The organism is Proteiniphilum sp. LBM24028 (assembly GCF_056629195.1).
Genome location: NZ_CM152817.1, coordinates 1,287,880 through 1,313,558, shown reverse-complemented (window position 1 = coordinate 1,313,558; position 25,679 = coordinate 1,287,880). Strand labels below are relative to the sequence as shown.

General features: G+C 43.6%; 25 protein-coding genes and 1 riboswitch. Of the genes, 15 read left to right on the top strand and 10 right to left on the bottom strand.

The genetic code is table 11. The features are described 5' to 3' along the window. Positions 1 to 5 precede the first annotated feature (5 nt). Positions 6 to 611 carry a hypothetical protein gene (locus AC1HCU_RS05195; RefSeq protein ID WP_480369893.1) on the bottom strand — a complete coding sequence of 202 codons (606 nt, stop codon included), beginning with the start codon at positions 609 to 611 and terminating at the stop codon, positions 6 to 8. Positions 612 to 834: 223 nt separating this feature from the next. On the opposite strand from AC1HCU_RS05195, the gene AC1HCU_RS05190 reads away from it, so the two are divergent. From AC1HCU_RS05190 to AC1HCU_RS05165, 6 genes are all read left to right on the top strand, one after another. Further along, on the top strand, positions 835 to 1,689 hold the full coding sequence (locus AC1HCU_RS05190; protein ID WP_480369890.1) for a DUF4382 domain-containing protein: 855 nt from the start codon (positions 835 to 837) through the stop codon (positions 1,687 to 1,689). A 251-nt stretch (positions 1,690 to 1,940) separates the two neighbouring features. Then, positions 1,941 to 2,453 (top strand): SPOR domain-containing protein, encoded by a 513-nt coding sequence (locus AC1HCU_RS05185; protein ID WP_480369887.1) that lies wholly within the window; start codon positions 1,941 to 1,943, stop codon positions 2,451 to 2,453. A 120-nt stretch (positions 2,454 to 2,573) separates the two neighbouring features. Then, a complete protein-coding gene (locus AC1HCU_RS05180) occupies positions 2,574 to 3,332 on the top strand; it encodes an MBL fold metallo-hydrolase (protein WP_480369885.1) in 759 nt (252 codons plus the stop codon). A gap of 309 nt (positions 3,333 to 3,641) precedes the next feature. After that, positions 3,642 to 4,991 (top strand): hypothetical protein, encoded by a 1,350-nt coding sequence (locus AC1HCU_RS05175; protein ID WP_480369882.1) that lies wholly within the window; start codon positions 3,642 to 3,644, stop codon positions 4,989 to 4,991. Between the two features lie 86 nt (positions 4,992 to 5,077). Next, the gene (locus AC1HCU_RS05170) at positions 5,078 to 6,634 is read left to right on the top strand and encodes an OmpP1/FadL family transporter (protein ID WP_480369879.1); all 1,557 of its coding nucleotides are present in this window, start codon (positions 5,078 to 5,080) and stop codon (positions 6,632 to 6,634) included. A 244-nt stretch (positions 6,635 to 6,878) separates the two neighbouring features. Continuing rightward, a complete protein-coding gene (locus AC1HCU_RS05165) occupies positions 6,879 to 7,238 on the top strand; it encodes a group II intron maturase-specific domain-containing protein (RefSeq protein WP_480369876.1) in 360 nt (119 codons plus the stop codon). A gap of 173 nt (positions 7,239 to 7,411) precedes the next feature. Here the strand turns inward: AC1HCU_RS05165 and nrdG are convergent, their stop codons facing one another. The 3 genes from nrdG to AC1HCU_RS05150 are packed head-to-tail and all read right to left on the bottom strand — an operon-like array spanning position 7,412 to position 10,882. Then, a complete protein-coding gene (gene nrdG, locus AC1HCU_RS05160; RefSeq protein WP_480369874.1) occupies positions 7,412 to 7,873 on the bottom strand; it encodes an anaerobic ribonucleoside-triphosphate reductase activating protein in 462 nt (153 codons plus the stop codon). An 8-nt stretch (positions 7,874 to 7,881) separates the two neighbouring features. After that, positions 7,882 to 10,023 carry an anaerobic ribonucleoside-triphosphate reductase gene (nrdD, locus tag AC1HCU_RS05155; protein WP_480369871.1) on the bottom strand — a complete coding sequence of 714 codons (2,142 nt, stop codon included), beginning with the start codon at positions 10,021 to 10,023 and terminating at the stop codon, positions 7,882 to 7,884. A gap of 13 nt (positions 10,024 to 10,036) precedes the next feature. Beyond that, positions 10,037 to 10,882, bottom strand: a complete 846-nt coding sequence (locus tag AC1HCU_RS05150; protein ID WP_480369868.1) for a hypothetical protein — start codon at positions 10,880 to 10,882, stop codon at positions 10,037 to 10,039. A 141-nt stretch (positions 10,883 to 11,023) separates the two neighbouring features. Further along, positions 11,024 to 11,234: riboswitch (cobalamin riboswitch) on the bottom strand. A gap of 127 nt (positions 11,235 to 11,361) precedes the next feature. Here AC1HCU_RS05150 and panB point away from each other — a divergent pair. Next, complete coding sequence (gene panB / locus AC1HCU_RS05145) at positions 11,362 to 12,195, top strand: 3-methyl-2-oxobutanoate hydroxymethyltransferase (protein ID WP_480369865.1); 834 nt, start codon at positions 11,362 to 11,364, stop codon at positions 12,193 to 12,195. A gap of 78 nt (positions 12,196 to 12,273) precedes the next feature. Here panB and AC1HCU_RS05140 read toward each other — a convergent pair whose 3' ends face one another. Beyond that, positions 12,274 to 12,723, bottom strand: coding sequence for a type I restriction enzyme HsdR N-terminal domain-containing protein (locus AC1HCU_RS05140; RefSeq protein ID WP_480369863.1), 450 nt, complete (start codon positions 12,721 to 12,723; stop codon positions 12,274 to 12,276). A 54-nt stretch (positions 12,724 to 12,777) separates the two neighbouring features. On the opposite strand from AC1HCU_RS05140, the gene AC1HCU_RS05135 reads away from it, so the two are divergent. Both AC1HCU_RS05135 and holA read left to right on the top strand, forming a co-directional pair. Further along, a complete protein-coding gene (locus AC1HCU_RS05135) occupies positions 12,778 to 13,554 on the top strand; it encodes an AMP nucleosidase (protein ID WP_480369860.1) in 777 nt (258 codons plus the stop codon). A gap of 14 nt (positions 13,555 to 13,568) precedes the next feature. Next, positions 13,569 to 14,591, top strand: coding sequence for a DNA polymerase III subunit delta (gene holA / locus AC1HCU_RS05130; RefSeq protein WP_480369857.1), 1,023 nt, complete (start codon positions 13,569 to 13,571; stop codon positions 14,589 to 14,591). Here the strand turns inward: holA and AC1HCU_RS05125 are convergent. Next, positions 14,588 to 15,097 carry a glutathione peroxidase gene (locus tag AC1HCU_RS05125; protein WP_480371065.1) on the bottom strand — a complete coding sequence of 170 codons (510 nt, stop codon included), beginning with the start codon at positions 15,095 to 15,097 and terminating at the stop codon, positions 14,588 to 14,590. The two genes, holA and AC1HCU_RS05125, sit on opposite strands and share 4 nt — an antisense overlap. 932 nt (positions 15,098 to 16,029) lie before the next feature. Here AC1HCU_RS05125 and AC1HCU_RS05120 point away from each other — a divergent pair. The 5 genes from AC1HCU_RS05120 to ung all read left to right on the top strand — a co-directional run bounded on the left by AC1HCU_RS05120 (position 16,030) and on the right by ung (position 20,295). After that, a complete protein-coding gene (locus tag AC1HCU_RS05120) occupies positions 16,030 to 16,485 on the top strand; it encodes a helix-turn-helix domain-containing protein (protein ID WP_480369855.1) in 456 nt (151 codons plus the stop codon). A gap of 177 nt (positions 16,486 to 16,662) precedes the next feature. Continuing rightward, on the top strand, positions 16,663 to 17,436 hold the full coding sequence (locus AC1HCU_RS05115; protein WP_480369852.1) for a dihydroorotate dehydrogenase electron transfer subunit: 774 nt from the start codon (positions 16,663 to 16,665) through the stop codon (positions 17,434 to 17,436). Then, the gene (locus tag AC1HCU_RS05110) at positions 17,424 to 18,338 is read left to right on the top strand and encodes a dihydroorotate dehydrogenase (protein ID WP_480369849.1); all 915 of its coding nucleotides are present in this window, start codon (positions 17,424 to 17,426) and stop codon (positions 18,336 to 18,338) included. The genes AC1HCU_RS05115 and AC1HCU_RS05110 overlap by 13 nt, the downstream gene beginning before the upstream one ends. A gap of 157 nt (positions 18,339 to 18,495) precedes the next feature. Then, positions 18,496 to 19,533: an aspartate--ammonia ligase gene (gene asnA, locus AC1HCU_RS05105; RefSeq protein WP_480369846.1), complete on the top strand. Its 1,038-nt coding sequence runs from the start codon at positions 18,496 to 18,498 to the stop codon at positions 19,531 to 19,533. Positions 19,534 to 19,632: 99 nt separating this feature from the next. Then, positions 19,633 to 20,295: a uracil-DNA glycosylase gene (ung, locus tag AC1HCU_RS05100; protein ID WP_480369843.1), complete on the top strand. Its 663-nt coding sequence runs from the start codon at positions 19,633 to 19,635 to the stop codon at positions 20,293 to 20,295. A gap of 66 nt (positions 20,296 to 20,361) precedes the next feature. Here the strand turns inward: ung and sufB are convergent, their stop codons facing one another. Next, positions 20,362 to 21,813: a Fe-S cluster assembly protein SufB gene (gene sufB / locus AC1HCU_RS05095; RefSeq protein ID WP_480369840.1), complete on the bottom strand. Its 1,452-nt coding sequence runs from the start codon at positions 21,811 to 21,813 to the stop codon at positions 20,362 to 20,364. Positions 21,814 to 22,046: 233 nt separating this feature from the next. Between sufB and AC1HCU_RS05090 the strand changes: the two genes are divergently transcribed. Beyond that, a complete protein-coding gene (locus AC1HCU_RS05090; protein ID WP_480369837.1) occupies positions 22,047 to 22,625 on the top strand; it encodes a YceI family protein in 579 nt (192 codons plus the stop codon). On the opposite strand, the gene AC1HCU_RS05085 is transcribed toward AC1HCU_RS05090, so the two are convergent. From AC1HCU_RS05085 to pheS, 3 genes are all read right to left on the bottom strand, one after another. Beyond that, on the bottom strand, positions 22,592 to 23,449 hold the full coding sequence (locus AC1HCU_RS05085) for a DUF3298 domain-containing protein (RefSeq protein WP_321721954.1): 858 nt from the start codon (positions 23,447 to 23,449) through the stop codon (positions 22,592 to 22,594). The two genes, AC1HCU_RS05090 and AC1HCU_RS05085, sit on opposite strands and share 34 nt — an antisense overlap. Further along, entirely contained in the window at positions 23,449 to 24,525 is a 1,077-nt protein-coding gene (locus tag AC1HCU_RS05080) for a DUF4831 family protein (RefSeq protein ID WP_480369835.1), read from the bottom strand. The genes AC1HCU_RS05085 and AC1HCU_RS05080 overlap by 1 nt, the downstream gene beginning before the upstream one ends. Before the next feature lie 68 nt (positions 24,526 to 24,593). Further along, positions 24,594 to 25,613: a phenylalanine--tRNA ligase subunit alpha gene (pheS, locus tag AC1HCU_RS05075; RefSeq protein WP_480371063.1), complete on the bottom strand. Its 1,020-nt coding sequence runs from the start codon at positions 25,611 to 25,613 to the stop codon at positions 24,594 to 24,596. Between the last annotated feature and the right edge of the window lie 66 nt (positions 25,614 to 25,679).

Genomic DNA, 25,679 nt, shown 5'->3' with positions numbered 1-25,679 from the left:
TTGTTTCAGAACAATTCGGGTATCTCTCCCTGTTCAAAAACAATGATGGGAGAATCTGAGATATCCTTTTTAAAAGTGTCTGTGATTTCCTTGCTTACGACTGTCAGGATTACCTTCACCCTGTTTTCCATCACATCAGGGTAGGCTCCGGCAAAATGTGTAACCACAGGATGATTCTCCGGGATGGTGGTATCGACCAGAAAAGCATCTATCTTGTCCATCACCTGCATCATCTGTTTATAAGAATATTGTACTGCTTCTACATTAAAATTGTTTGTCCCGAGTCTGGCGGCTAACTCTTCATTATACCGCTTCCGGTCACCCGTGATGGCAATCACGAAAATACCGTTGTTATCGATAAATGAACCGCCATAAAAATCCGGATAAAGGTCTGGATCCGATTCCCGCTCCATCCAGTCATCACTGAATGAATTCATTAGCCTTTCATGTAGATCCATGGCCGCAGGGTTGTTCACCAAGTCTTGTATGGTGTCACCGGAGACTGAACCTCGCTGATTTGCTTCATTACCTTGTTTGTTATACTGATTGCAGGAGGAGAAAAAATGAACGCCCAGTGTTAAGAGCAAAAAAGATAAAAAAAATGTTTTCATTGCAAATATAAATAGCGATTGATGTCTGGTATAACGGAAATAAACCGCAATTTGTTTTGGAAAATATAAGAGTACACGGTTTTTTATTTTTACCCTTTAGTACTTCTTCGAAATCTTTAACGTCGCAGTATGAACTTTTAGGATGTCTGCACTTGTTCTAAGAGTGTAGAATATTTTTAAATATTTTCTTTTAAGCAAAACTATCTATTAAATGCAAGACTTTATGAAAAAAATTATTTTGAAAAATGGTTCCCTTACAATAGTATCCATGCTGATGCTATGGACAGTGATGAGCTGTACGAACGAGAATGAAAAAATCACAGACGGAAAAGCAACCATCCAGTTTAAGTTGACAGATGCCCCTGCTTTGAATTATGAGGAAGTGAATATAGATGTTCGTGGTGTTCGTATAGGTTTCGCCGACGATTTCTTTGACGACGAAGACAATATTGACTCGAGCAAAGTGACATGGATCGATCTGGATGTTCCCAATCCCGGTATTTACAACCTGTTGGATTACAGAAACGGAGAGACGGTATTGCTGGCCAATGGCGATATACCTGCCGGAAAAATTAGTCAGGTAAGGTTGATACTTGGAGATGGAAGCAATGTGGTGGTGAATGGTGTGGTACATGGTCTATCGACACCTTCTGCCCAAACCAGCGGTCTTAAGTTTAATCTGCACGAGACATTGCTTCCGGATCTGGCTTACAGCTTCGTAATTGATTTTGATGCCGCCCGGTCAATCGTCAGAAAGGGGAATGGTACATATAGCCTGAAACCGGTCATCCGTACCTATGCCGATGCGTTTGGCGGTACAATAAAAGGAATTGCTTTGCCTGCGCGAACAGATTCGGCTGGAGTAAGTTACATACAAATTATCAACGGTGAAGATACATTGATTTCTCTTCCCGAGGATAACGGATCATTCCTGTTCCCCGGTCTGAAACCGGCACTATGGGATCTGACCATTTTTGCGGATACAACCACAACATTCAGGGATACCGTGATCAATGATATTCAGGTAAAGGTGGGAGAGGTTGTTGATCTTGGAAAAATTAAATTACATGATGACTGATGATAGTTTAGGGTTTTTTATTTAAGTGCAAAAATGGAACCGTTTAAATGGTTCCATTTAATTTATTTTCACATTTGCGAACGTACAAACCACGCCTTCTTTACTATCTTTGCAGATACTTATTACTGAATGATGAAATAAGAAATAAAAATACTGAATACATATGAAACGAGCATGATAATCATTATCACAGAAGATCATGACTAAAGCGAGTTTCATATGACACCATTGAAAATAATAGTTTTAATCATATGAAAAGATTTCATTACACATTGATTTTGGCCGCCCTTATGGTTTTGGGTATTTCATGCAAGCCCAAACAGAGTGCCTACAAGCAGGTTTATGAAGCCGCAAAGGAAAGAGAAATGCAACAAACCGCTTCTCAGCCTACCACGGTGATAAAAGATGCCAGTCCGCTTCCCCCTGTGGAGGTGTCTGTAAGAAAAGAGAAGGTTGAACCCGTTTATGCGAACGATGCAGCAGGACTGAAGAAATACAGCGTGGTGATTGCCTCACTAAGTGTAAAGCTGAATGCCGAATCACTTAAAGAGAGAATGGTCAGCGAAGGACATCAGGTAATTCTGGCGCAGAACGAACAGGGAATGTACCGGGTAATTGTGGCCAGTTACGATGACAAACAGCAGGCTGCGGCTAAACGTGAGCAATTATACAGTACCTATTCAGCCAAGGGTGATACCGATTATCTGAGAAGGACGTATGGGGTTCCATTCAATGATCTCTGGATTCTGGAAAGACAATATTAAAAAAGTTGTGTGAAATGGTGGAAGGCGGACTTGATCGTGGATTTGTTCGCCCGTTCCTTTCTTACAAGATCAAAAGCTGCCCGTTACAGAAAATGAGGCAGTTTTTTTATTCTTCACAATATGAAAGTTCAATTTTTGGGTACTGGTACATCTACGGGAGTACCCCAGATTGGTTGCAACTGTACCGTATGTCGCTCCGGCGACTTGCGTGACAAGCGATTACGGGCTTCTGTCAGAGTAGAGGTCGCGGACAAATCGCTGGTGATAGATTGTACACCAGATTTCAGGCAGCAGATGTTGCCGCTTCCCTTCTCAAAGATTGATGGGGTATTACTTACGCATGAACATTATGATCACGTTGGGGGTATCGACGACCTGCGTCCCTTCTCAGTTTTTGGTCCGGTGGACCTGTTCATGGAAGAACAGTTGGAGTACGCAATCAGGGAACGTATGCCTTATTGCTTTGGTCCCGTCCGGTACGGAGGCGTGCCTGATATCGCCATCAGGAAGATCAGTGAAAAAAATTCTTTTTATATCGGCAGTGTGGAAGTAATACCCATCCGCGTGATGCATTTTAAGTTGCCTATCCTGGGATACCGGATTGAGAATTTTGTCTATCTGACCGATGTGAAAATCATTCCTGAGAACGAGTTTGATAAATTGAAAAATGTGGATACGCTGGTGATTAGCGCACTGAGGAAAAAAGAACATATTTCGCACCAGACACTGGATCAGGCTTTGGAGGTAGTCGACAGAATTGAACCCGGGAAAGCCTTTTTTACTCACATCAGCCACGAAATGGGATTGCATGAGGTGGTTGAAAAAGAACTCCCTTCTCACGTGATGCTGGCATATGACGGTCTGGAGTTATCCTTTTGAAGATATCCCGGCATAATCTCGCTTTCAGTTTGACCATTCCCCTTTTTAAGAGGGTTGCAGGAAATAAAAAAACTAAGGAAAGTTTTTTTGTTGCATTTTTTAACTAACGGAAATGCAGCGTTTTGATAAAATAATCATCTTTTGAATAAAAGAGGATGTTTTATCTGCTTTGATTTGTATATTTGTAATGCAAAGTAATCTGTCGAAAAAAAGTCGCGCGCATTAAACTATTACCTACAAAGCGTGTCAAAGAGTCAATTAAAGGTGATAGATAACAAATCAGACAAGAATATAAAATGGGGAGAAACTATGAAAACGAATAAAATTTTACTGACCGTTTTACTGACAGCGGTACCTCTCCTGGGTTTCGCACAGGAATGGGATGATATCTATGCCGATCCGGCACAGAATGAAACGGTGAAAATTCAGAAAAAACAACAGGAGGTACAGAAAAAGAAAGTAGTAATTGTTCAGGGCGATGCCACCAATATGGAGGTGACTGCCAATGGAAGAGATGTGGATGAATACAATCGTCGTGGTAACAATGATATGTTGTCTGATGATCAGTCTCTTTCCGGAACAACGGAAGGTTATTCGGAATATGAGTACACCGACCGTATAGTACGGTTTCACGATCCCGAATCGAGTATCAAAATTTCTGGAGCAGATGAGGTGATAGTCTATGTGGGCGATGATCTGTATGACAACTACAACAACCGCGGATGGAACAGCAACATTTATTTTGGCATGGGCTGGGGATCTTCCTACTATCCCTGGTATGACCCCTGGTATGATCCGTGGTATTACAATCGCTGGTATTCACCGTGGTATTATGGTGGCTGGTATGATCCCTGGTATTACGGAGGCTGGTATTCACCCCGATATTACAGTCGCTGGTACTCGCCGTGGTATTACGGCGGCTGGTACGATCCCTGGTATTATGGATACGGCGGATACTGGGGCGGCGGTTATCAGTACGGATTCTATGACGGCTATTATAGCAGCCTGACTCACAATCGTTCAGGTAGAAGTTCCGGCGTGTACAGATCGAGTTCAGCCGGCAGAAGCAGTGCTGCAGCAGGTCTTTCGGGAAGATCATCCTCAACATCGGGTACACGCAGCGCTTTGTCCGGAAGAACAGCCAACACACGCGGATCAGTATCAGGCAGAACGGCCACGAACAATACACGTACCGGCATAACAGGCCGGAATGAATCTACTGCTCCGAGGACAAGAATTATTGATAACTCGGGTAGAACGTATGACTCAAGAACGGGTCGTGTCGTTGAACGCTCCGGTACCTCCAGCCGTTCTGGATCCATCAACAGGTCCACCGCACCATCCTCTGCGAGGAGCAGCTCTTCCTATCAGTATAATAATGCTTCTCCCTCTCGCAGTGGAAACATCTATCAGAGAGGAAGCACCACTTCTCCCTCAAGAAGCAGTTCCGGCTATGAACGGAGTGTAACTCCCAGCCGGAGCAGCGACACATACTCGTCGCCATCAAGAAGTTCGAGTTCAACAAACAGAAGTGCCACATACTCCGCTCCGAGCCGCAGTTCTTCATCCAGCAGTTCCTTTGGCGGTAGTAGCAGTAGCAGCAGAAGCTCAGGTTCAAGCTCCGGCAGCAGCGGACGTTCAAGTGGCAGTCGCAGATAGGTAGCAAATATTCAAGACTGTCTCCACACCATGGTGTTTTTAGGGAGGCAGTCTTTTCTTATTATCAATCTATTATACACAAGATAATGAAAAAAATCATTTATATACTCTTCACGTCTTTTTTGCTGTCTCCTTCACTGTTCGCACAATCTGAAGTGGATGCATTGCGTTTTTCCCGCGAAGATATTCACGGAACAGCACGTGCCATGTCCATGGGTGGTGCTTTTGGTGCACTGGGTGGTGATCAGACAGCGATCTCTATCAATCCTGCCGGTATTGCAGTCTATCGCAGCTCGGAAGTAGTGGGAACCCTGAATCTTTCGCAGGACAGGTCGAGTGTAGGAAATCGGGATGCGAATAAAACCCGCTTCGATATGGACAATCTAGGCTTTGTGGGTTATTTTCCCCTTAGAAACGATGTTCTTCCCCTCGTGAACTTTGGTTTTTCATACAACCGGCTTAAATCGTTCGATAAAAATATCACCGCCGTTGGCCCGGCCGCCAGCACCATGATCGATTATATTGCCGACAGGAGCGCCGGTGTTGATCCCTCGAAACTGGAGATAGGAGATAACCTTCCCGATCCTTTTGTAACGCAACCCTGGCTCGCTGTCCTGGGATTTAACTCCAAACTGATTAAACCAGTCAACAATGGAACCCGGTACGATCCGGTGAATACTTTCGGTGAGACAGCTATCGGAGAGATACGTACAAAAGAAAGAGGCCATGTTGATAATTATGATTTTACGGTGGGAACCACTATAAGCCATGTGCTAAATCTGGGCCTCTCACTCTCCATCAAGGATATTTCCTACAGTCTTGAATCGGATTATCTGGAAGATTTTGACAAAGGTGGATATACGCTCACCAATTGGGTCACCACCAGCGGCGCCGGCGTGAGTGCCAAGCTGGGCGCAATCTACAGGCCTGTAAATTTTCTCAGGCTTGGCTTTGCCTGGCATACCCCCACTTTGTACGCACTGACGGAAACCTATGAAGCCCAGATAGATGACAACATGGGAGCATATGTGACAGATACTGATTATGAACCGGGACAAACCTATTCGGCCGTTTTTACCAACGATTACGATCTGAAGACACCTGGGAAGATCGTTGCCAGCATTGCCGGTGTATTCGGGAACAATTTTATAGCCAGTATGGATTATGAACTGGTGGATTACAGCCGCATGAAGCTGAAGGTACCTTCCGGTTCAATGGACGATCCGGGCTGGTACGATATCGATAACGAATATATCTCGATGGATTTCCGCCCCGCATCTACCGTCAAGGCAGGACTTGAGTACCGCTTTACACCGCAGTTCTCGGGACGTCTCGGTTATGCCTGGATGCAGAATCCCTATGAGGCAATATTCAGGGAAAAAGGGGATGCTCCCATCTCCGGATCAAATACCATCTTTCGGATGGAAGGAGACACTAGTTATTTTACCGGCGGTATTGGTTACCGTTTTAACAGAAACTTTTTTCTCGATTTTGCAATAGTCTATAAATCACAAACCGACGATCTTTATCCTTTCCCCAATCTGTGGACTGTGAACAGGGAGGATCTGGTGATTGACGCCAGTCCGTTTGAACTTAAAAACACCTCTATCAGAGGGCTTGTTACACTGGGTTACAGGTTTTGAAGCGGTTAACTGAACACTGTAAACATAAAAGGATATTACACAATATTCATCAGCCCAATATTGAGTAACTCAACAGCAGGTTGTTTTGAATCTCTTTCTCGTCAAAATAATAAAAATAGGATAAAGAGGGTGTATCACAAATGTGATTTCACCCTCTTTCTAGTTTGCCCAGCATGGGCATTAACTAACGGGTGCAAGTCCCTCGTGAGCCCTAATAGCGTGAATCACATAGCCTACGTCAAGGGTGTCCATCGCGAGTTGGAATCTGAAGGAAGTACTGGAAGATATTCTTTCACCTTACCAATATATCAAAGGTTGGGTGCAGTACTTCAAACGGGCAGACATAAAAACGTTACTAACAGCAACGGATGCCTGGTTGCGCCGAAGACTACGCATGGTTATATGGAAACGAATTAGAACCAAGGTGGCTAATCTTATTAAGCTGGTTATCAACAGATACAAGGCATATGAGTGGGCGAATACCAGAAAGGGTTATTGGCATATAGCTAATAGTTTTATCCTTAGCCGAACAGTTACTGACGAGCGTTTAAGGAAAGCCGGTTACGTTTTCTTCTCGGATTATTATAAAACGTTTAGAGTGTAATATTAAGGAATCGCCGTATACGAGAACCGTACGTACGGTGGTGTGAGAGGTCGGAAAACGAAAGTAGGAAGAAAACTACTTCGTTTTCCTCCTACTCGATTTCGGATACCTTCTGAGAACATATCCCAATATTCATTTCTCAGGGGGTTAAATTTTATTTTGAGACAACCTCTTTATTTTTGTAACTGGTAGGTAATATCAACCAAGTGCCCATTCTTGATATGATAGAGCCTTTGGTTGGTGGTTTTCTTATCCAATCCTCCTAGTGCTTTGATATAGGGGCCGATCTTCACGAAATCAAAACAGTCTGAAACCCGATCGTGAACACTGTCTTTTCCTGAATACCATGCTGTCTTGATTGTTCCCTTCCATTTTTTTTGCACATGCTCGGCCAGCTCATAGACTTTCTCGGTGTGGGCATCGCCTCCCATAAAGCAGACGCAGGTGATTGCTTTGCCATACACCTGTAGTAGTCCTGTAAGAACTTTTTCATCCAGTTCTTCCCCGATATCTTTCTGCAAGGCAGGGCTGTGGCACTCCCTACAGCGATAGGGGCACCCCGACAAGTTAATGGCCAATGTTACCTCGTCGGGGATCTCCTGAAAGACGATGTCGTAGTTGAGGTATTTCAACATGCAAGTAATTATTTGTTATATGCCTGATCGATTATTGCACCTGTTTGTTTCCCCTCTTTCTCGAAATGACCGTAAAAACGTAGAGAAGCCTCTGCTTGCCGGGCTGCTGAAAAGTTGCTGACCCGCTTCATGTACCCGATCACGCGGGTAAGATAGTCCACGTTCGCCGAACCACATTTGGGACACTGTCTAAGGTAGCGTTTATCAATCGTTCCACACGCGTTGCATATTGTGTTGGGAATGTTGAATGTGAAATAGTTGCATCCTTCCAATGCGGCCACACTCAATAACTGCCGATATTGTGCTTTCGAAAGATGTTCTTCCAGGTTCATATGTAGTGCTGAACCCCCCGTCAGGTGTTCAATATATGCACGTCCGTGCAGGCGGAACTTATCGATCACGTTGAGAGAGGCGTCTTCCACGATGTAAAAGTAACTGTTGTAGCAGTCACGGGGTACAAGGTATCCATCTTCTTTGTCCCATTTGGCATGCTTCACACCCACATTTTCTGCAGGAATCATCTCACAATTAAACATGAGTTCTTTTGACCTGTATTTTTTGTTATATCGTTCGATAAGGCCCAGTATTTCCCTCACGAAAGCCAGATACCGGGGATTATGATTGATTTCTATTCCCAGTGACTCGGCTGCTTCTACCAACCCGTTCACGCCGATGGTCAGGTACTGCCGTCCGATATTGATATAGCCCGCGTCAAAAAGAGGTAGCATTCCCTTTTCGTGAAACATTTTCAGATTTTCGTTATAGGCGACTTGTACCTTATGCGTCAGGTCCGCCACTTCTTCGAGAAATGCCGTGTAGGATTGTCCCGTTCGGCTGGCATACTGGACGCAGCGATTCAGGTTGATGGTCAGCACGCTTTTCGATCCCGTAGATACTCCTCCCGCTCCGAGCGTGTAACTGAACCCGTTGTCCTGAATCTCGTTACGCAGCCGGCAGCAGCTCGCCAGCGAATCGGCATTGTCGCTCATGTAGGTAAAGAACGAATGTCCTTCGGAATACATTTCGGCTGTAAAATCGGCATACTCGGTATCCAGCATGTCGCCTCCCTTTGAGAGCAGCGCCATCGTCTCTACGGGGAAGGTAAGCACCGCCTTGGTGCGTTCCTTGTTGAACCATTTCATGAACCGCTTTTGCAGCCAGCTGATGGATTCCCAGATCGGGCGTGACCCGTCGGGAAAAAGGAATTCACCGAAGAGACTTGCAAAATAATACTTGTCGTAATAGGAGATGTTCCAGAAGACCGCCTGGAAGTTACGTGCCCCCGTCGGCTGGTTGATGGAATAAACAATCTGCTCGAAGCAATCGGTGATGATCTTATCGAGCGTCCGCCTACGGTTTGATAAATCCACCACATCGTCGACGTGTTCAAAATAATCATCGCCATATTCCATGCGGATAAAATAATCCAGGTACATCAAGAACTCCGGTGTGGCACAAGCACCGCTTAGCATGCTCGATACCATGAACACCATATTGATAAATCCTCCGCAGAAAGATTTCAGATTGGTGGGTGGAGTAGAGTTGCCGCCAATGGATAAAGTGCCATTCAATAGCCAGGGATACATGGTAATGCTCGCACAATAGTTGGCCAGACTTGTTTCGTCGTTCTTGTAAATGAAGTGCTCGTTGAGCATGCCGATGTATTTGTCCGACAGCTCTTTTCCATACATTTTCTTTAGCCGGTCGGTAATCATTTTCCGGTTCAGGTCAATGAAGTTTCTTTTGGGTAGCTCACCGATAAGCGTGGCAATGTTTTTCTTCTCCACGTTGGCATTTGCATCGAATTTGCTCCCTGTGGCGGCATTTTGGGCGTTGCAATAGTCAATCAGGAAGTTCATCTTGTCGCGTATCTCGCGTGTTTCGGTATGTTTTTGCCGGTACAACATATATGCTTTTGCCACGGCAAAATATTGTTCAGCCATCAAGGCTGTTTCTACCTGATTCTGGATCTCCTCTACCGTCATCCCGTCGAAAATATGGAGACGGGAGAGAATGGAAATGAAGTCGTCCTCTGTTGCGAATGTGCCGACCGACAGAAATGCTTTTGCAATGGCATTTTCAATTTTTCTGATGGAGAAAGGGACTCGTTTTCCGTCCCGTTTCAGGATGTAAATTTCTTTGTTTCCCATACGAATCTATTTTTTACTGCGTTAACCGATGCAGGGTTGTCGTTGTTTGTGTTACTACGTTGATATGTATAATAATATATTTTTTATGGAAATTTATCCAACGATAATTCGGCGTAATGTTTTCTTTTTGGAAAATATCCCTGATGTTTCTCATGGAGCAATCATTGGCTTTTCTTGCCATGCCGGCGTAAGTGTCTCCTTCTTGATATTCGGGGAGTTTGTTGACGAATTGACCAGGAGCGGGCTTGTGGTCAAATACTTTTGATATGTAAACACTTGATTCTCGTGAATTCTTTTTTACATTAATAGTAATTTCACCTTTTATCTCTCCACCTGAAACCTGTAAACTATATTCACCTTCATGTGCTGCAACAAATAAGGGTTGGTCGGCATTAGAATAAGATAAACGGTATAACTCGGTCGGGGCTCTTAATACTTTCCAACTCAGCTGCTCTTCATCGCTTAAATAGTCCGGAATTTCAAGAGGTGAAATTGTATATATCTCTGTTTCATATATTTGCGGTATGGCAATAGGAAGTTGATCTTCAGAGATTACTGTCAATACAATCTCTTTAGTTGATTCACTTCCATCATTTTTTGTTGTAAATTTCAATCGGTGTATTCCTTCAGTTGTAGAAATAAAGCTATACTTTAATGCAGTAGTTACCACATTATTGTCCAATTCCCATAAGTAAACAGTTTCATCATTGCTTGTAATAACCTGTATTAGTCCCACCAACAGGGTATATTCGTTTTCAAGACCGGATATTTCCAGAGGAGATATCCGGAGAGTATTCCCATCCGAGCATCTTGCAAAAGTGAGAATAGATAATGCCAGAATAAATAACTTTTTACCCATATCGATATTATTTTTAACATGTCAATTGTAAAAATAACAAGGCATGGGGGCACACTTAATTATGTATTAAATAGTTGATAATCAACAGGTCGGATATGAATTTATTCCTTCTGATATAGTAAGCCTTACTCCCCGAAAGCCTTATACTTTGTTATTTTGGCAGGTCTTCTGACTTACTCCCGTGTCTGAACGCCTTCCCATCCCTTGGGGACAGTGGCAAAGAGGTTTGTTTGTTCAGCACGTAAGCGGAGCTTACAGCAGCGGGTCTGTTCAGGATTTACACCTGATTCCCTTTTCATCATTCACTTCGAAAGTTTTTGAAGTGAATAAAACCAAAATTCAGGGCAAAGATATGGTATTCTTTTGGATTATCTTCAAGAAAGTTTAGAAAATAAAAGGGGAAAGATGCTACCTGTGTGAGTTGGTTTTATCCCGGTAAAAGAATTACCTTTGTACTTTAATCATAAAGATCGAACTGCATGTCACAAGAAAAAGGATATCTCGCTGCCGATAACAAAAGAAAAGTAACCACCCACCGCCTGCTGGAAATGAAACAGCGTGGTGAGAAAATATCCATGCTCACAGCCTACGACTATTCAATGGCTTCGGTGATTGATCAGGCGGGAATGGACGTAATCCTGGTAGGAGACTCTGCATCCAACGTGATGGCAGGCAACATCACTACACTGCCCATGACAGTGGAGCAGATGATTTACCATGGCAAGTCGGTCATGAATGGTGTGAAGCGCGCCATGGTGGTGATTGACATGCCCTTTGGAAGTTATCAGGGCAATCCCTACGAGGCGGTGTCCAACGCAGTAAGGATGATGAAGGAGACACAGGCCGACTGTCTCAAGCTGGAAGGGGGTAAAGAAATCCTACCTTCCATTCAGGCAATCTTGAACGCCGGCATACCCATTATGGGACATCTTGGACTGATGCCACAATCGATTAACAAATACGGAACTTACGCAGTGAGGGCGCAGGATGAAGCAGAGGCAGCCAGACTACTCGACGATGCACATCTGCTGCAGGAAGCCGGATGTTGTGCCATAGTGCTGGAGAAAATTCCGTCTGAACTGGCAAAGAAGGTGACTTCAGAGTTGACAATCCCGATGATCGGTATCGGTGCGGGTCCCCATGTGGACGGACAGGTACTGGTTATGCAGGATATGCTGGGACTCAATAAAGGTTTTTCACCCCGTTTCCTGCGTCGCTACGCCAACCTGCATGATGAGATAACCAAGGCTGTTCAGCAATATGTTGATGATGTGAAATCAGCTGATTTTCCCTCCGAAGCTGAGAGCTATTAGTCGCTGTAGTTATAAGACAAACCGGCGACTGTTGAACGTTCGCTACTAAAGAGTTGATTACTGACAGCCGACCGCCTTTTACAGTTCTCTGTAATCTGGTATCTCAGTCAGAAATTCATACGACAGATCATCGAAATTAAGCCGATAACAATAGTGTTGCATACCGTTTGAGACAATAATGTGTTTTACCCTCAACACGCTGTTATAACGAGCAACCTGATCAAAAATCTCCTGAGTGATGGATACCTGAGGTTCCTTGTATTCCAGAATCATGACTGGTTTAAGTTGCCTGTTGTATACTACCGTATCGCAACGCCGCATAAGGTTGTTCAGTTTCAGGGAAGCCTCATTGGCAATGAGCGATGAGGGATAATTCTTTTCCGTAATCAGGTAGTGAACAAAATGCTGTCGCACCCATTCTTCGGGAGTTAGTACCAGATATTTTCGCCGCAGGGGATCGAAAATCTCAAAACTGTTACCTTTTTTTCTGATTTTTGCATCGTAAGAGGGGAGATTTAACGTGTACATATTGTATCTTTGTGGTAGGACCGGACTCCTGCAGCACAAAAATAGCGTTTTTTTATGAGAACGAAACAAGAAATTGTAGAGAATTGGCTCCCCCGATATACCAAACGGCCGCTGCATGAATTTACGAAATTCATTCTGCTGACCAATTTTCAGAAATATGTGGAGATTTTCGCAAGTCATTTCAACGTACCGGTCGTGGGTGCAGATGCCAATATGCCCAATGCCTCATCAAACGGCATCACTATCATAAACTTTGGAATGGGGAGTGCCAATGCTGCGACAATCATGGATCTACTCAGTGCCATCGCACCTACGGCAGTACTGTTTTTGGGTAAGTGTGGCGGATTGAAGGCGAGGAGTGAGCTGGGCGATTACATCCTGCCCATCGCTGCAATCCGTGGGGAAGGAACGTCTAACGATTACTTTCCACCTGAGGTGCCCTCTCTGCCAGCTTTCAGCCTGTTACGTGCAGTCTCTTCCAATATTCGTGATTTTGGAAGAGACTATTGGACCGGAACAGTATATACCACGAACAGACGAGTGTGGGAATATGACGATGACTTTAAGAGCTACCTGAGACAGGTGCGTGTGATGGCTGTGGATATGGAAACAGCCACACTCTTTACATGTGGCTTTGCCAATCATATTTCCACGGGAGCACTTCTGCTGGTTTCAGATCAACCGCTTATTTCCACAGGAGTGAAGACCGAAAAGAGCGATCAACATGTAACCGAAAATTTCGTGGAAGAACATGTGAAAATCGGTATTAAGTCGCTTTCCTCCATTATGAATAACGGTTCTACAATCAAACACCTCCGGTTCGACTGGTAAAATTAAAAATAAAGATGGCTACAGACTCCAAACCTACTTTTGACACCATTCGTAACGATATACTCCAACGTCGCTTTAAACCTGTCTACCTGTTAATGGGTGAGGAAGCTTATTTTATTGACACCCTTACGGAACTTCTTGTGGAGACGGTATTGACTGAAACCGAAAAGGATTTCAACTTGCTTACATTTTATGGAATTGACTCTGATATGAATGTGATCATCTCCTCGGCGCGCCGTTTTCCGATGATGGCCGAACATCAGCTGATCATTGTAAAAGAGGCACAGAATCTCGAAAACCTGGAACTGTTGGAGCATTATCTGAAAAATCCGATGTCTTCCACCGTATTGGTCATCAACTACAAGCACGGTACAGTGGACAAGAGAAAATCCTGGGTGAAGCAGACCGATAAAACAGGAGTTGTATTTGAATCAAAGAAACTCTACGACAACCAGATTCCTCCTTTTGTGACGGCTTACTTCAGAAATAAGGGAATCGGAATCGATGAAAAATCGGCACGTATGTTGGCCGATTATGTAGGAAACGATATCAGCAAGCTCATTTCACAACTGCAAAAGCTTGAAGTGTCGCTGCCGGAAGGATCTGGTCGTGTCACTTCAGATCTGATCGAGAAGAATGTGGGCATCAGCAAAAATTACAATACTTTTGAACTGCAGAACGCCATCATCAGAAAAGATATCCTGAGCGCCAGCCGTATTGTGGATTACTTCGGAAAAAATCCGAAAGAGAATCCCATTATGGCTACCCTCGCAGTATTGTTTAATTATTTCAGTAACTTACTCGAGTGTTACTGGTTACCACGAAAGGATGAGCAAAGTATTATGGCTGCCTTAAACTTACGGTCGAACTATTTTGTACGGGACTATATGACCGGATTACAGAATTATAATGTCAATAAAGTGATGGCAATCATCTCTGACCTGAGAGCATTTGATGCCCGTTCAAAAGGAATTGACAATATATCGGCCTCTCAGGGTGAATTGTTAAAAGAACTGGTATACAGGATTATGCACTAATCAGTGGTGATCCATTGCACAATTTTATCGCTGAGGGGACTCTCACGTGGCATTAATACATCCACCAGCCGGCCCTGTTCATCCACCAGATACTTTTGAAAGTTCCAGGTCACCTCCTGATCCATTACACCGTTTTCGTTTTTTTGTGTAAGCCATTTGTACAAAGGTGCCTGATCCTCGCCTCTGACACTGATCTTATCCATCATGGGGAATGTCACTCCGTAATTGGCCGTGCAAAACTCTTTAATTTCCCGGTTTGTACCGGGTTCCTGATTTTTGAAATTATTCGCAGGAAAACCAATCACTACAAAGTTCCTCGCTTTATATCGTTCATACAACGTTTGCAGGTCTTCATACTGGGGAGTAAAACCGCATCTGGACGCTACGTTTACGATTAGTACTTTTTTCCCTTTGAGCGATGCCATATTGAATGATTTTCCGTTGATATCTTTTACGACGAAGTTGTGCAGCGTTTTATTTCCAATTGGGGAAACCATGGTTTCCATGTTCACATTTTTTTGTTCTTCGTTTCTTTCCGGTGAATTAATTTTTTGTTGTCCGACTCCCTGCGCGGGGATGAACATAGAAAAAGAAATGAACAGGATAATGCCATAATAAAGTTTCATATCAAATTTTTTTAATTGAAAAGATAAATCTGATATTATTTAACAGTAAAGAAAGCCTACCTGTTCATTTCCCGGAGTATTTTATTATCTGCACCAAAAATCCGACACAAAAAATGTGATTTATTTTTCTGAATATCAATGCAGTAATAATTATTTAATCGTTCCAGCTTCCTTTTTAAAGTCATTACTGACCAAGGGGGAGTATATATTCGAAATTTACACTATTAATTTTTTTTCTATTTCGTTACGATAGAGCAATGAAATAATAGCTCTTAAATAATTTACATTTCTATTCGGAATAAAGCGGTATAATTAATTACAAATGTAAATATAGAGTAGGGGAGGATAGAGAGTATAATTGTTTATATAAAATTGTAATGTGATAAGATTCAAAAAAGAACCAGTGTATAATTGTGAATTGTTTTGTTTAACATTTAAAGATGTCAATATATATAGTATTTTAATTGCATTCAATAAGCACTATACATTGAATTAATAAAGAATAAGTTTATTAATTTATCGGAACAGGGCAAATGTTATGGCCAAATCGTTAAATATTGGATTTTTTATTTATATAAATATCAATATATGAGATTATTATATCAATTTAATAAATTAAATATTTATGTTGTTTATAGAAGGATCTTTGTGTTTTCAAATGTTTCGACAACAAATGTAATCCGACCATGATATATTTGTAGTTTACAAAAATAAATATGGCGTTTTTCATTTGTGAATAAAAATTTATACATTTGTATCTTCGATTTGATATCAAAAGTATCCGGACAGAAACATCGAAAAAGCAAACTGCTATGAAAGATCGTATACGAATGATCATGGAAAAGGAAAACCTTACACCTGCAAGGTTTGCCGACATGTTACAAATTAACAGGGCAATTATTTCACATATCCTGAATGGCAGAAATAATCCCAGCCTCGATGTAGTGACAAGAATACTGGATGAAATGCATTACATTAATCCGGAATGGTTACTAAAGGGAACAGGTAGCATGTACAAGGAGGAACATAATGTTGAATCCCGGCCTGTCGAGCCCGATTTATTTCGTCAGGATGCGATAAATCAAAGAGAAGGGCCGGTTGATGTTGAAAAAAGGCAGGAAACACTGTTTAAACAGCCCTTTTCCAGCCCTCAAAGCGTGGAAAATAAACAAATTGAGCCTTTAAAAACCGTAAACAAAAAAATCACCCAAATAATTATTTACTACAGCGACAATACTTTCGAAATATTTAATCACAATCCGGAATGAGTATGGGTATGAAATAGAATTTACTCATTCCTGGTAAGACCGGGAGAAACCACATTCATTTATAATAAGATTACCCGATGGTTTTGAAGAGTTCGCGAAAAGAATCAAGACCACTCTTTTGTGGCGCTAAATTGAAAATTATGATGTATTTTTGTACTTTATAAAGAGAGGTAGCTGATGAAAGTATGCGATTTTACTATTCGGTCCAACACCCGGTTAAATGACCGGAATCATTTGTTAAAGATCAGTCCGGTCGGTAACGAACCACTTCCTGAAATGTATCCGGGACAGTTTGTTCAGATTCGGGTCGACAATTCCCCCCTTGTATTTCTTCGTAGACCCATTTCTATTAATTTTGTTGATTATCAACAAAATGAAGTTTGGCTTTTGATCCAGCGCGTGGGAGAAGGAACTACGAAAATATCTGCATTATCCGCCGGGGAAAACATGAACCTCATGTTCCCGCTGGGAAATTCTTTTACTCTTCCCGATAATAAGGGTAACTTTTTGCTGATTGGTGGCGGTGTAGGTACTGCGCCGCTGCTTTTTCTGGGAAAAAAGATGAAGGAAAAAGGCTTGAAACCTGAGTTTTTGCTCGGAGGACGTTCAGAAAAGGATATTTTGCAGAGAGTCGATTTCGAACGACTGGGAACGCTTTACTGCACCACGGAGGATGGTTCACTGGGAGAGAAGGGATTTGTCACCCAACACCCGATCCTTCAAGAAAAGAAATATGATTTTATTTATACCTGCGGGCCGAAACCAATGATGGTGGCAGTGGCGCGCTATGCGCAACAAAACGGGATATCCTGTGAAGCATCACTGGAAAATCTGATGGCTTGCGGTTTCGGTGCCTGTCTTTGCTGCATAGAGAAAACTATACGAGGAAACGTTTGCGCCTGCACTGAAGGGCCTGTATTTAACATCAAAGAACTCACATGGCTGGATTGAAAGTAAATATTGGAGAACTGGAATTAAAGAACCCGGTCATGACCGCATCAGGTACTTTTGGTTATGGCACGGAGTATGCCGACTTTATTGATCTGGGGAGGTTGGGAGGCATCTTTGTAAAAGGAACCACTCTGGAGCCGCGACAAGGAAACGATTATCCCAGGATGGCCGAAACATCCTCCGGAATGCTCAATTCGGTCGGGCTTCAGAATAAGGGAGTCGATTATTTCGTAGATCACCTGTATCCGAAAATAAAGGATTATGATACTCACATGATTGTAAATGTATCCGGTTCCACCATCGAAGACTATGTGGCATGTGCTGAGAAGCTGGCCGATCTGGACAAAATGCCTGCCATAGAACTGAATATTTCCTGCCCCAATGTAAAGGAAGGTGGCATGGCATTTGGTACTTCCTGTCAGTCGGCTGCAGAAGTCACCCGTGAAGTACGCAAGGTATTTCCAAAAACACTGATAGTGAAGCTTTCGCCCAACGTGACCGATATTACCGAAATAGCCCGTGTAGTGGAAGATGAGGGAGCCGATGCAGTCTCACTAGTGAACACTTTTCTGGGTATGGCCATCGATGTGGAAAGCAGAAGGCCCAAACTCTCCACCATTACCGGCGGATTGTCGGGCCCGTGCATTAAACCCATCGCTGTGCGTATGGTATGGCAGGTTTATCATGCTGTCCGGATTCCCATCATTGGCATGGGAGGCATATGTAACTGGCAGGATGCCATTGAATTTATTCTTGCCGGATCAACTGCCATACAGGTCGGTACGTACAATTTTGTCGACCCTGCATCATCAGTGAAAATTTTGGAAGGCATCGAGGCATATCTCGACCGGCATCACATTGCTTCGGTGAATGAACTTGTAGGACAGATCAATTATCTCTGATCTGATTGCTAAAATGCCAATTTTGTGTGTTTTATTGGAATAAATGTTTTTAATTTCACTTTATATCTGTCATATTGTAAATTTCGATCCATTTTTTTTTGACAAAATGAATAAATATGGTAACTTTGCAGTTTATTGAAATCAGATAATAAAACTTATGTCACAACTGCAAATACCTGCCGGATACAAACCATTGCTGAATTTAAAGCAGACGGAGTTGGGTATCAAGCATATCAAAGATTTTTTTCAGGTAAACCTTTCTTCGGAACTTCGCTTACGCAGGGTCACCGCTCCTCTTTTTGTAGAGAGTGGTACGGGCATAAACGACGACCTGAACGGTGTTGAGCGACCCGTTCGCTTTCCGATCAGGGATATGAACGACAAACAGGCTGAGATTGTGCATTCGTTGGCCAAATGGAAGCGCCTCACCCTTGCCGACTACGGAATAGAGGAAGGTTTTGGTGTTTATACCGATATGAATGCTATCCGTGCTGATGAAGAGCTTGACAACCTGCATTCATTGTATGTAGATCAGTGGGACTGGGAGATGGTGATTGGTGAACAAAACAGGAATGTGAATTATCTTAAACAGATTGTACGCCGTATTTACGCAGCAATGCTACGTACTGAATACCTGGTGTTTGAATTGTTTCCCGCGATTACTCCGCAACTCCCCTGTGAAATTACCTTCATCCACTCTGAAGAGTTGCTTCAAAAGTATCCTGGAATGGATGATAAACAAAGGGAAGATGCCATTACTAAGGCACACGGTGCTGTGTTTATCATAGGCATAGGAGCCCCCCTCTCCAACGGTCTTCCACACGATGGACGGGCACCTGATTACGACGACTGGAGCACACTGAACAGTGACGGTTATATGGGGTTGAATGGCGATTTGCTGGTATGGAATCCGGTTTTGGAAAAAGCCGTGGAGCTCTCGTCCATGGGTATCCGTGTGGATGCTGTTGCGTTGCAACGACAACTGAAAGCCCGAAATAAGGAAGAACGGCTCAATTTATATTTTCACAAACGGCTGATGAATAATGAACTGCCGCTTTCCATTGGAGGAGGAATAGGGCAGTCGCGCCTTTGCATGTATTATCTGAGGAAAGCACATATCGGAGAAATACAGGCCAGCCTGTGGCCGCAGGAGATGAGGGAATCAGCTAAGGCACAGGGAATTATGCTTATTTAAACAGTAGTCCCGGATAATTCGGATCCTTCTTCACTGGAGAGGGATTTTTATTTTACGGTAAATTTGTCTATTTTAGCATCTTCATCAGATATAAATCTCATGGACGTAAGAATTGAAGAGAGCTGGAAGGCTCATTTGCAGGAAGAATTCAATAAACCTTACTTTGAAAGGCTGGCGGAATTCGTAAGGCAGGAATATGCAGACAAAACAGTATATCCGCCGGCCAAACTGATTTTTAATGCTTTCAACCGGTGTCCTTTCAATGAGGTGAAGGTAGTGATTGTTGGGCAGGACCCCTATCATGAGCCTGGGCAGGCACACGGACTGTGCTTTTCAGTCACCGAAGGCGTGCCGCTGCCACCTTCTCTTCAGAATATTTATAAGGAGATAGAGCAGGATCTGAGAAAGCAGATTCCCAGGTCGGGAAATCTGGACAGGTGGGCCACGCAGGGTGTATTGCTACTGAATGCCACACTTACCGTGCAGGCTCACCGTGCAGGATCGCATCAGAGAAAAGGGTGGGAAGAATTTACCGATGCCGTGATCCATCATCTTGCCACCCAAAGAGAGCATCTTGTTTTTATATTATGGGGGGCCTATGCACAGCGCAAAGGAGAGACCATTGATGCGAATAGACATTTAATATTAAAATCGGCACACCCTTCGCCCTTGTCTGCCCACCGTGGATTCTTTGGTAATAGGCATTTTAGCAGAACGAATGATTATTTAAAGGCACATGGAATACCACCCATCAACTGGTAATATTATGCCCAGGGAATAAAACAAATAATATCCCAGCATGTGAAGACAGATTAAAGGAGTGGCTAATTAGCCCACGCTTCCTTCCAGGCTGATCTGCAATAATTTTTGAGCTTCTACTGCAAACTCCATCGGCAACTTGTTCACAACCTCTTTCACGTAACCATTTACAATCAGTCCAATGGCTTCCTCTTCACCCAGGCCGCGCTGGTTGCAATAGAAAATCTGATCCTCGCTGATTTTGGAAGTGGTTGCTTCGTGTTCCAGTACTGCCGTGGGATTCTGAATGTCGGTATATGGAAAGGTATGTGCACCGCAACGGTTGGTCAGCAGTAAACTGTCGCATTGCGAGTGGTTGCGTGCATTCTCTGCCTTTTTGGTCACCTTGACCAGACCACGGTAACTGTTCTGGCTGTTTCCTGCCGAAATACCTTTGGAAACAATGCGGCTGCGGGTGTTCTTGCCAAGATGAATCATCTTGGTACCGGTGTCGGCCTGTTGATAGTGGTTGGTTACAGCAACCGAATAAAATTCACCTACCGAATTGTCGCCGGCCAATATACAGGAGGGATACTTCCAGGTGATGGCCGATCCCGTTTCTACCTGTGTCCAGGAGATCTTAGAGTTGTTCCCTTTACAGATGCCTCTTTTGGTAACGAAGTTGTATACCCCGCCATTTCCATTTTTATCTCCCGGATACCAGTTTTGTACAGTGGAGTATTTCACCTCCGCATTATCGAGCGCAATGATTTCCACAATGGCGGCATGAAGCTGATTTTCATCACGCATGGGCGCCGTACATCCTTCAAGATAGCTTACATAAGAGTCATCGTCTGCCACAATCAGGGTTCGTTCAAACTGGCCCGTATTGGCTGTATTAATGCGGAAGTATGTGGACAACTCCATGGGACAGCGCACCCCTTTCGGGATATAGACAAACGAACCGTCGCTGAACACGGCGGAGTTCAGGGCAGCATAGTAATTATCCTTGTAGGGTACAACGGTCCCGAGATACTTCTTCACCAGATCGGGATGATGCCTTACCGCCTCGCTGAAAGAACTGAAAATAATCCCTTTTTCAGCCAGTACATCCTTGAATGTTGTTTTGATGGATACGCTGTCCATCACGGCATCTACGGCTACACCGGTAAGCTGTTTCTGTTCCTCTAGAGGTATGCCCAGCCTCTCAAAGGTTTTGAGCAGCTCAGGGTCTACCTCGTCGATACTCCCCGGTTTTTTCTTTTTTGTTGGGTCAGCATAATAAATGATATCCTGGTAATCAATGGTCGGGATTTTTAAATGTGCCCAATCGGGCAGTTTCATCGTCAACCAGTGGCGGTAAGCCTTCAACCGGAAATCGAGGAGCCACTCCGGCTCTTCTTTCTTTGATGAGATCAACCGGATGACATCCTCATTCAAACCCTTTTCTATGATGTAAGTCTCCACCTCCGTTGTAAAACCATACTTGTAATCCTGGGTGGTAAGTTCGCTTAATATTTGGTCTTGATCTAGTTCCTGCATATAATTCTTATAAATTCGTGGGTGTAGCACCCGTTCAAAAAGACAGGCTGTGAATGTCCTGCAAATGAAGTAACAATTGCCAGGAGGCTTTTGTTGCACAAAGGTAATACTTTTTCATCAATTTATTTTATAGCCCAAAGGTAATTCCATAGATGAACAATCAAAATGGTTTGCATGTTAAAAGGTAAATCAGAATAGAAAAATCAATCATAATTAATTAAAAATTAAAGTATATGAAACGCAGGATACTGTTATTTATCGCCTTTTTTGCCGGTATCGGTCTGATGGCGCAATCCCATTATAAAGTAGATCCCTCACATACCTCTGTTAATTTCAAAGTAAAGCACATGGGTATCACATTTGTGAGCGGTAAATTTGAGAAGTTCGACGGTGGAATTATCGGTAATCCCCACAAAATGGAAGAAGCCCGTGTTTTTTTCAATGTAGAAGTAGCCAGTGTGAATACCAGTGTCCCCATGCGGGATAATCACCTCAGAAGTGCCGATTTCTTTGAAGTGGAAAAATATCCTGCAATGACTTTTGAAAGCTCACACATTGAGAAGGTGGATGATAAAAACTATAAACTTCACGGCAAGCTGCAGATCAAGGATGTAACAAAAGATGCCATCTTCGACGTCGTGTACGGTGGAGCGGTAAAAGGTCAGGATGGGACGGAGACCATCGGGTTTATTGCCAAAAACAAGATCAACCGGCTCGATTATCATGTCGCCTATGATCCCGACGGTTTGGGAATCGGCAAGGAAGTATCAATTACGCTCTATCTCGAATTTAAGCGTGCTACCGGCATGTAGAGAAGGATATCCTCCAGTTCACTATAGGGAATCGCTACATTGATCGTCCCCATGGCATATGGGGCAATTTCATACTGATTGTAGGTATAGTGAATACCCTCCCTGTTAAGCCAGAAATTGTTATTGGGAACAATGTCCTCGATGGTAAAAAAGCCTTTTGTCAGTAAGGAATCGGGCTCACTTACATCATAAGCTTTCATAAGCGCCTGCACAATTTTTTCTGTGAGTGGCTTGTAGTAGCCCGGTATGAAAAGATCTTCCTCCGTCAGGGTTACAAGCCTGTTCAGGTCGATATTGGTATATGTAATACGATAAGATCCGTGTGCTCCCCCCTCATAATCGCTGTACTCAACGGCGTAGCTGAGCAGAGAATCATCCTGAAACACAATCTTGTTGCTCGTATTCATGTAATACCAGTACCAGACTGGTATTGTTCCTTTCAGACGGGCCTTATCCTCGTAGTAAGTATTCGACAGCGATTTGTAGCGGTCGCTGTACCTGCGAATATATTCGTCCATGGCCACTTTAGGGGGCATGGCATCAAATTCCGTACTGCTGAAAAAAGTACCTTTGAAAATTTCCTGTAGCCTTGACAGGCTTTCGTCGTTACGAAATTTAACAGGGTAGATAAAAGAGACATTGACATCGGCGAATGGCAGCGTGGAATCATTTTCATGAATCAGAGGTATTTGCTGTTTTACCACAATACTGTCATATACCAGTTCATTTCTTTCTCCTTTGCTTCCCATGCCTTTGCATGAAGAGACCAGTCCTATTACGACAAGGGCCAGTAAGGCTTCTGATAAAATGATATTCTTCTTCATTACTGAATAATCTGTTTAATTGCACCCAGCTCCGGGTAGAAAAAAACCTGAATAGGTTTTTTCATATTGTCAAACATTTTTTTTGTCAACACGTCCTGTGACCCGTATTGAACGACATCCGTTTCCATTTCCGCAAAAGTTTCGTTCCTGAAACGGATGGTCAGCAGAGCTTTTCCAGGGATATTATATACCAGTCCTTCTGTGAGTTTCGTTTCCAATCGCTTTATATCACGCTCTAACAATTGAAGTTCAATCCGTGGTGTTTTATTTTGCAACGTTAACAGAACCGGCTCGCCGGCGAGATCATCGGCATCTACTGGCCCCAGTTTGCCAGAGAAGCGCGCCACCACCATTTTGTCTATATCCTGTGCATTGGGAACAACGGTATAGGTACGTACAAAGTACTCTGTCTGCAGACTGCCGGTAAAAAGCTCCGTCAGTGCCTTTTCCTGCAAATCTATTTCATCCATCACCACTTTGTAAGCATTTCCATCCGGTGGCATGCTCTCGGCTTCACCCGTGAGGATGTCGGTACGACTGCGGCGCAGGTCAAATATCTGTCGTGCTGCCAGTTCCGCCTGCTTGGCTACGGATCCTGCCATGTGTGTCTCCTGAGAAAGAAAACGCCGCGGGTTCACGGCCGCACGTTCACCCTGAGGCAGAGCCTTTTCCTTCTGCATTTCATTCTCCGGATCAGCATTCACGGAAACAATTACTCCATCTTCGCGCAGGCTGACAAAAGGCTCGAAGCTCTTGGGTTGAAATTGTATCATAAACGAATTGCTCTTGTCGGGAATACCTTTGTTTTTAACGGATATATCTTCGAGCATGTAGACAACCCTGTCTTCTGTTACCGGATTGTCAATTCCCAGATAACGCTGTGCATATGGATAGAAATCACCCCGCCGGTAACTACTTTTTCTTACCAGTAATGTGATTTCAAACGATGTCTTGGGGAGTGAGTAAACCACACCATAATCGTTGGCCTTGATGGCATTCACGCGCGTTGTCTTTTGCGCCGGCATGCCTGTGGAGGCCAAAATGAAAGTCGAAAGAAGAAAATATCTGATATCCATTGTTATATAGTGGTTATTCGGTTGTTATTCAAATTCACAAAGTGCAAATACCTTGCGTAGCAAGAATATCAATGAGCCGATTGGAACTGAGCCAGAAAACGCACGTCGTTCTCTGAAAACATCCTCAAATCTTTTACCTGATACTTGAGGTTTGTAATACGCTCAATACCCATTCCCAATGCGTAACCGGAATATATCTTACTGTCGATACCGCAGTTTTCCAACACGTTTGGGTCTACCATGCCGCATCCCAGTATCTCTACCCATCCTGTGTGCTTGCAGAAGGGACATCCTTTTCCTCCGCAGATATTGCAGGAGATATCCATCTCTGCACTTGGTTCGGTAAACGGAAAGTAGGAAGGACGCAGCCTGATCCGGGTATGCTCACCGAACATCTCCCTGGCAAAGAAAAGCAGCGCCTGCTTCAGGTCGGCAAACGATACCTCCCTGTCAATATACAATGCCTCCACCTGGTGAAAAAAGCAGTGAGCCCGGTAGGAAATCGCCTCATTTCTATATACACGGCCCGGGCAGATGATACGGATAGGCGGTTCCGTCTTTTCCATCACGCGTGTTTGTACCGACGAGGTGTGTGTCCGCAATACAATCTGGGGGTCATGCTGTATGAAGAAGGTATCCTGCATGTCGCGGGCGGGGTGATCCTCTGCAAAGTTCAGTGAAGAGAATACATGCCAGTCGTCTTCCACTTCCGGTCCTTCCGCAATGGAGAAGCCGAGTCGTTTGAAGATATCCGCAATTTCTTCCTTGACAATAGATATAGGATGTCGTGTACCCAATGAAACAGGATAGGCAGTACGGGAGAGATCGACGTCTGCGGTGAATGAATGATTATGATCGAACTGTTCTTTCAGCATTTGAATTTTCTCCGTGGCTTTTTGCTTTAGTTCGTTTACACGCATGCCCATCTCCCTTTTCTGCTCCGTCGCCACATTACGAAAATCGTCCATCAGCATGGAAATGATACCCTTTTTACTCAGGTATTTGATGCGTGCCGCCTCCAGTTCATCGGCCGTAGATACCGTCAAATGCTCTATTTCTGAAAGGAGAGCCTCAATCTTTTCTATCATCATACGAAATCACTTAACCATTAATTTGTATTACAAAAATACACTTTTTATGGCAATCTGACCCTG

Excerpts from the sequence above, each read along its gene's own strand:
- AC1HCU_RS05185 (WP_480369887.1), top strand. The coding sequence starts at position 1,941 with ATGAAAAGATTTCATTACACATTGATTTTGGCCGCCCTTATGGTTTTG.
- AC1HCU_RS05085 (WP_321721954.1), bottom strand. The coding sequence starts at position 23,449 with ATGAAGAAGAATATCATTTTATCAGAAGCCTTACTGGCCCTTGTCGTA.
- nrdD (WP_480369871.1), bottom strand. The coding sequence starts at position 10,023 with ATGGGAAACAAAGAAATTTACATCCTGAAACGGGACGGAAAACGAGTC.
- AC1HCU_RS05120 (WP_480369855.1), top strand. The coding sequence starts at position 16,030 with ATGAAAGATCGTATACGAATGATCATGGAAAAGGAAAACCTTACACCT.
- AC1HCU_RS05190 (WP_480369890.1), top strand. The coding sequence starts at position 835 with ATGAAAAAAATTATTTTGAAAAATGGTTCCCTTACAATAGTATCCATG.
- ung (WP_480369843.1), top strand. The coding sequence starts at position 19,633 with ATGGACGTAAGAATTGAAGAGAGCTGGAAGGCTCATTTGCAGGAAGAA.
- AC1HCU_RS05135 (WP_480369860.1), top strand. The coding sequence starts at position 12,778 with ATGAGAACGAAACAAGAAATTGTAGAGAATTGGCTCCCCCGATATACC.
- panB (WP_480369865.1), top strand. The coding sequence starts at position 11,362 with ATGTCACAAGAAAAAGGATATCTCGCTGCCGATAACAAAAGAAAAGTA.
- AC1HCU_RS05150 (WP_480369868.1), bottom strand. The coding sequence starts at position 10,882 with ATGGGTAAAAAGTTATTTATTCTGGCATTATCTATTCTCACTTTTGCA.
- nrdG (WP_480369874.1), bottom strand. The coding sequence starts at position 7,873 with ATGTTGAAATACCTCAACTACGACATCGTCTTTCAGGAGATCCCCGAC.
- AC1HCU_RS05115 (WP_480369852.1), top strand. The coding sequence starts at position 16,663 with ATGAAAGTATGCGATTTTACTATTCGGTCCAACACCCGGTTAAATGAC.
- AC1HCU_RS05090 (WP_480369837.1), top strand. The coding sequence starts at position 22,047 with ATGAAACGCAGGATACTGTTATTTATCGCCTTTTTTGCCGGTATCGGT.
- AC1HCU_RS05195 (WP_480369893.1), bottom strand. The coding sequence starts at position 611 with ATGAAAACATTTTTTTTATCTTTTTTGCTCTTAACACTGGGCGTTCAT.
- AC1HCU_RS05140 (WP_480369863.1), bottom strand. The coding sequence starts at position 12,723 with ATGTACACGTTAAATCTCCCCTCTTACGATGCAAAAATCAGAAAAAAA.
- AC1HCU_RS05175 (WP_480369882.1), top strand. The coding sequence starts at position 3,642 with ATGAAAACGAATAAAATTTTACTGACCGTTTTACTGACAGCGGTACCT.
- AC1HCU_RS05180 (WP_480369885.1), top strand. The coding sequence starts at position 2,574 with ATGAAAGTTCAATTTTTGGGTACTGGTACATCTACGGGAGTACCCCAG.
- AC1HCU_RS05110 (WP_480369849.1), top strand. The coding sequence starts at position 17,424 with ATGGCTGGATTGAAAGTAAATATTGGAGAACTGGAATTAAAGAACCCG.
- pheS (WP_480371063.1), bottom strand. The coding sequence starts at position 25,613 with ATGATAGAAAAGATTGAGGCTCTCCTTTCAGAAATAGAGCATTTGACG.
- sufB (WP_480369840.1), bottom strand. The coding sequence starts at position 21,813 with ATGCAGGAACTAGATCAAGACCAAATATTAAGCGAACTTACCACCCAG.
- AC1HCU_RS05080 (WP_480369835.1), bottom strand. The coding sequence starts at position 24,525 with ATGGATATCAGATATTTTCTTCTTTCGACTTTCATTTTGGCCTCCACA.
- asnA (WP_480369846.1), top strand. The coding sequence starts at position 18,496 with ATGTCACAACTGCAAATACCTGCCGGATACAAACCATTGCTGAATTTA.
- AC1HCU_RS05125 (WP_480371065.1), bottom strand. The coding sequence starts at position 15,097 with ATGGAAACCATGGTTTCCCCAATTGGAAATAAAACGCTGCACAACTTC.
- holA (WP_480369857.1), top strand. The coding sequence starts at position 13,569 with ATGGCTACAGACTCCAAACCTACTTTTGACACCATTCGTAACGATATA.
- AC1HCU_RS05170 (WP_480369879.1), top strand. The coding sequence starts at position 5,078 with ATGAAAAAAATCATTTATATACTCTTCACGTCTTTTTTGCTGTCTCCT.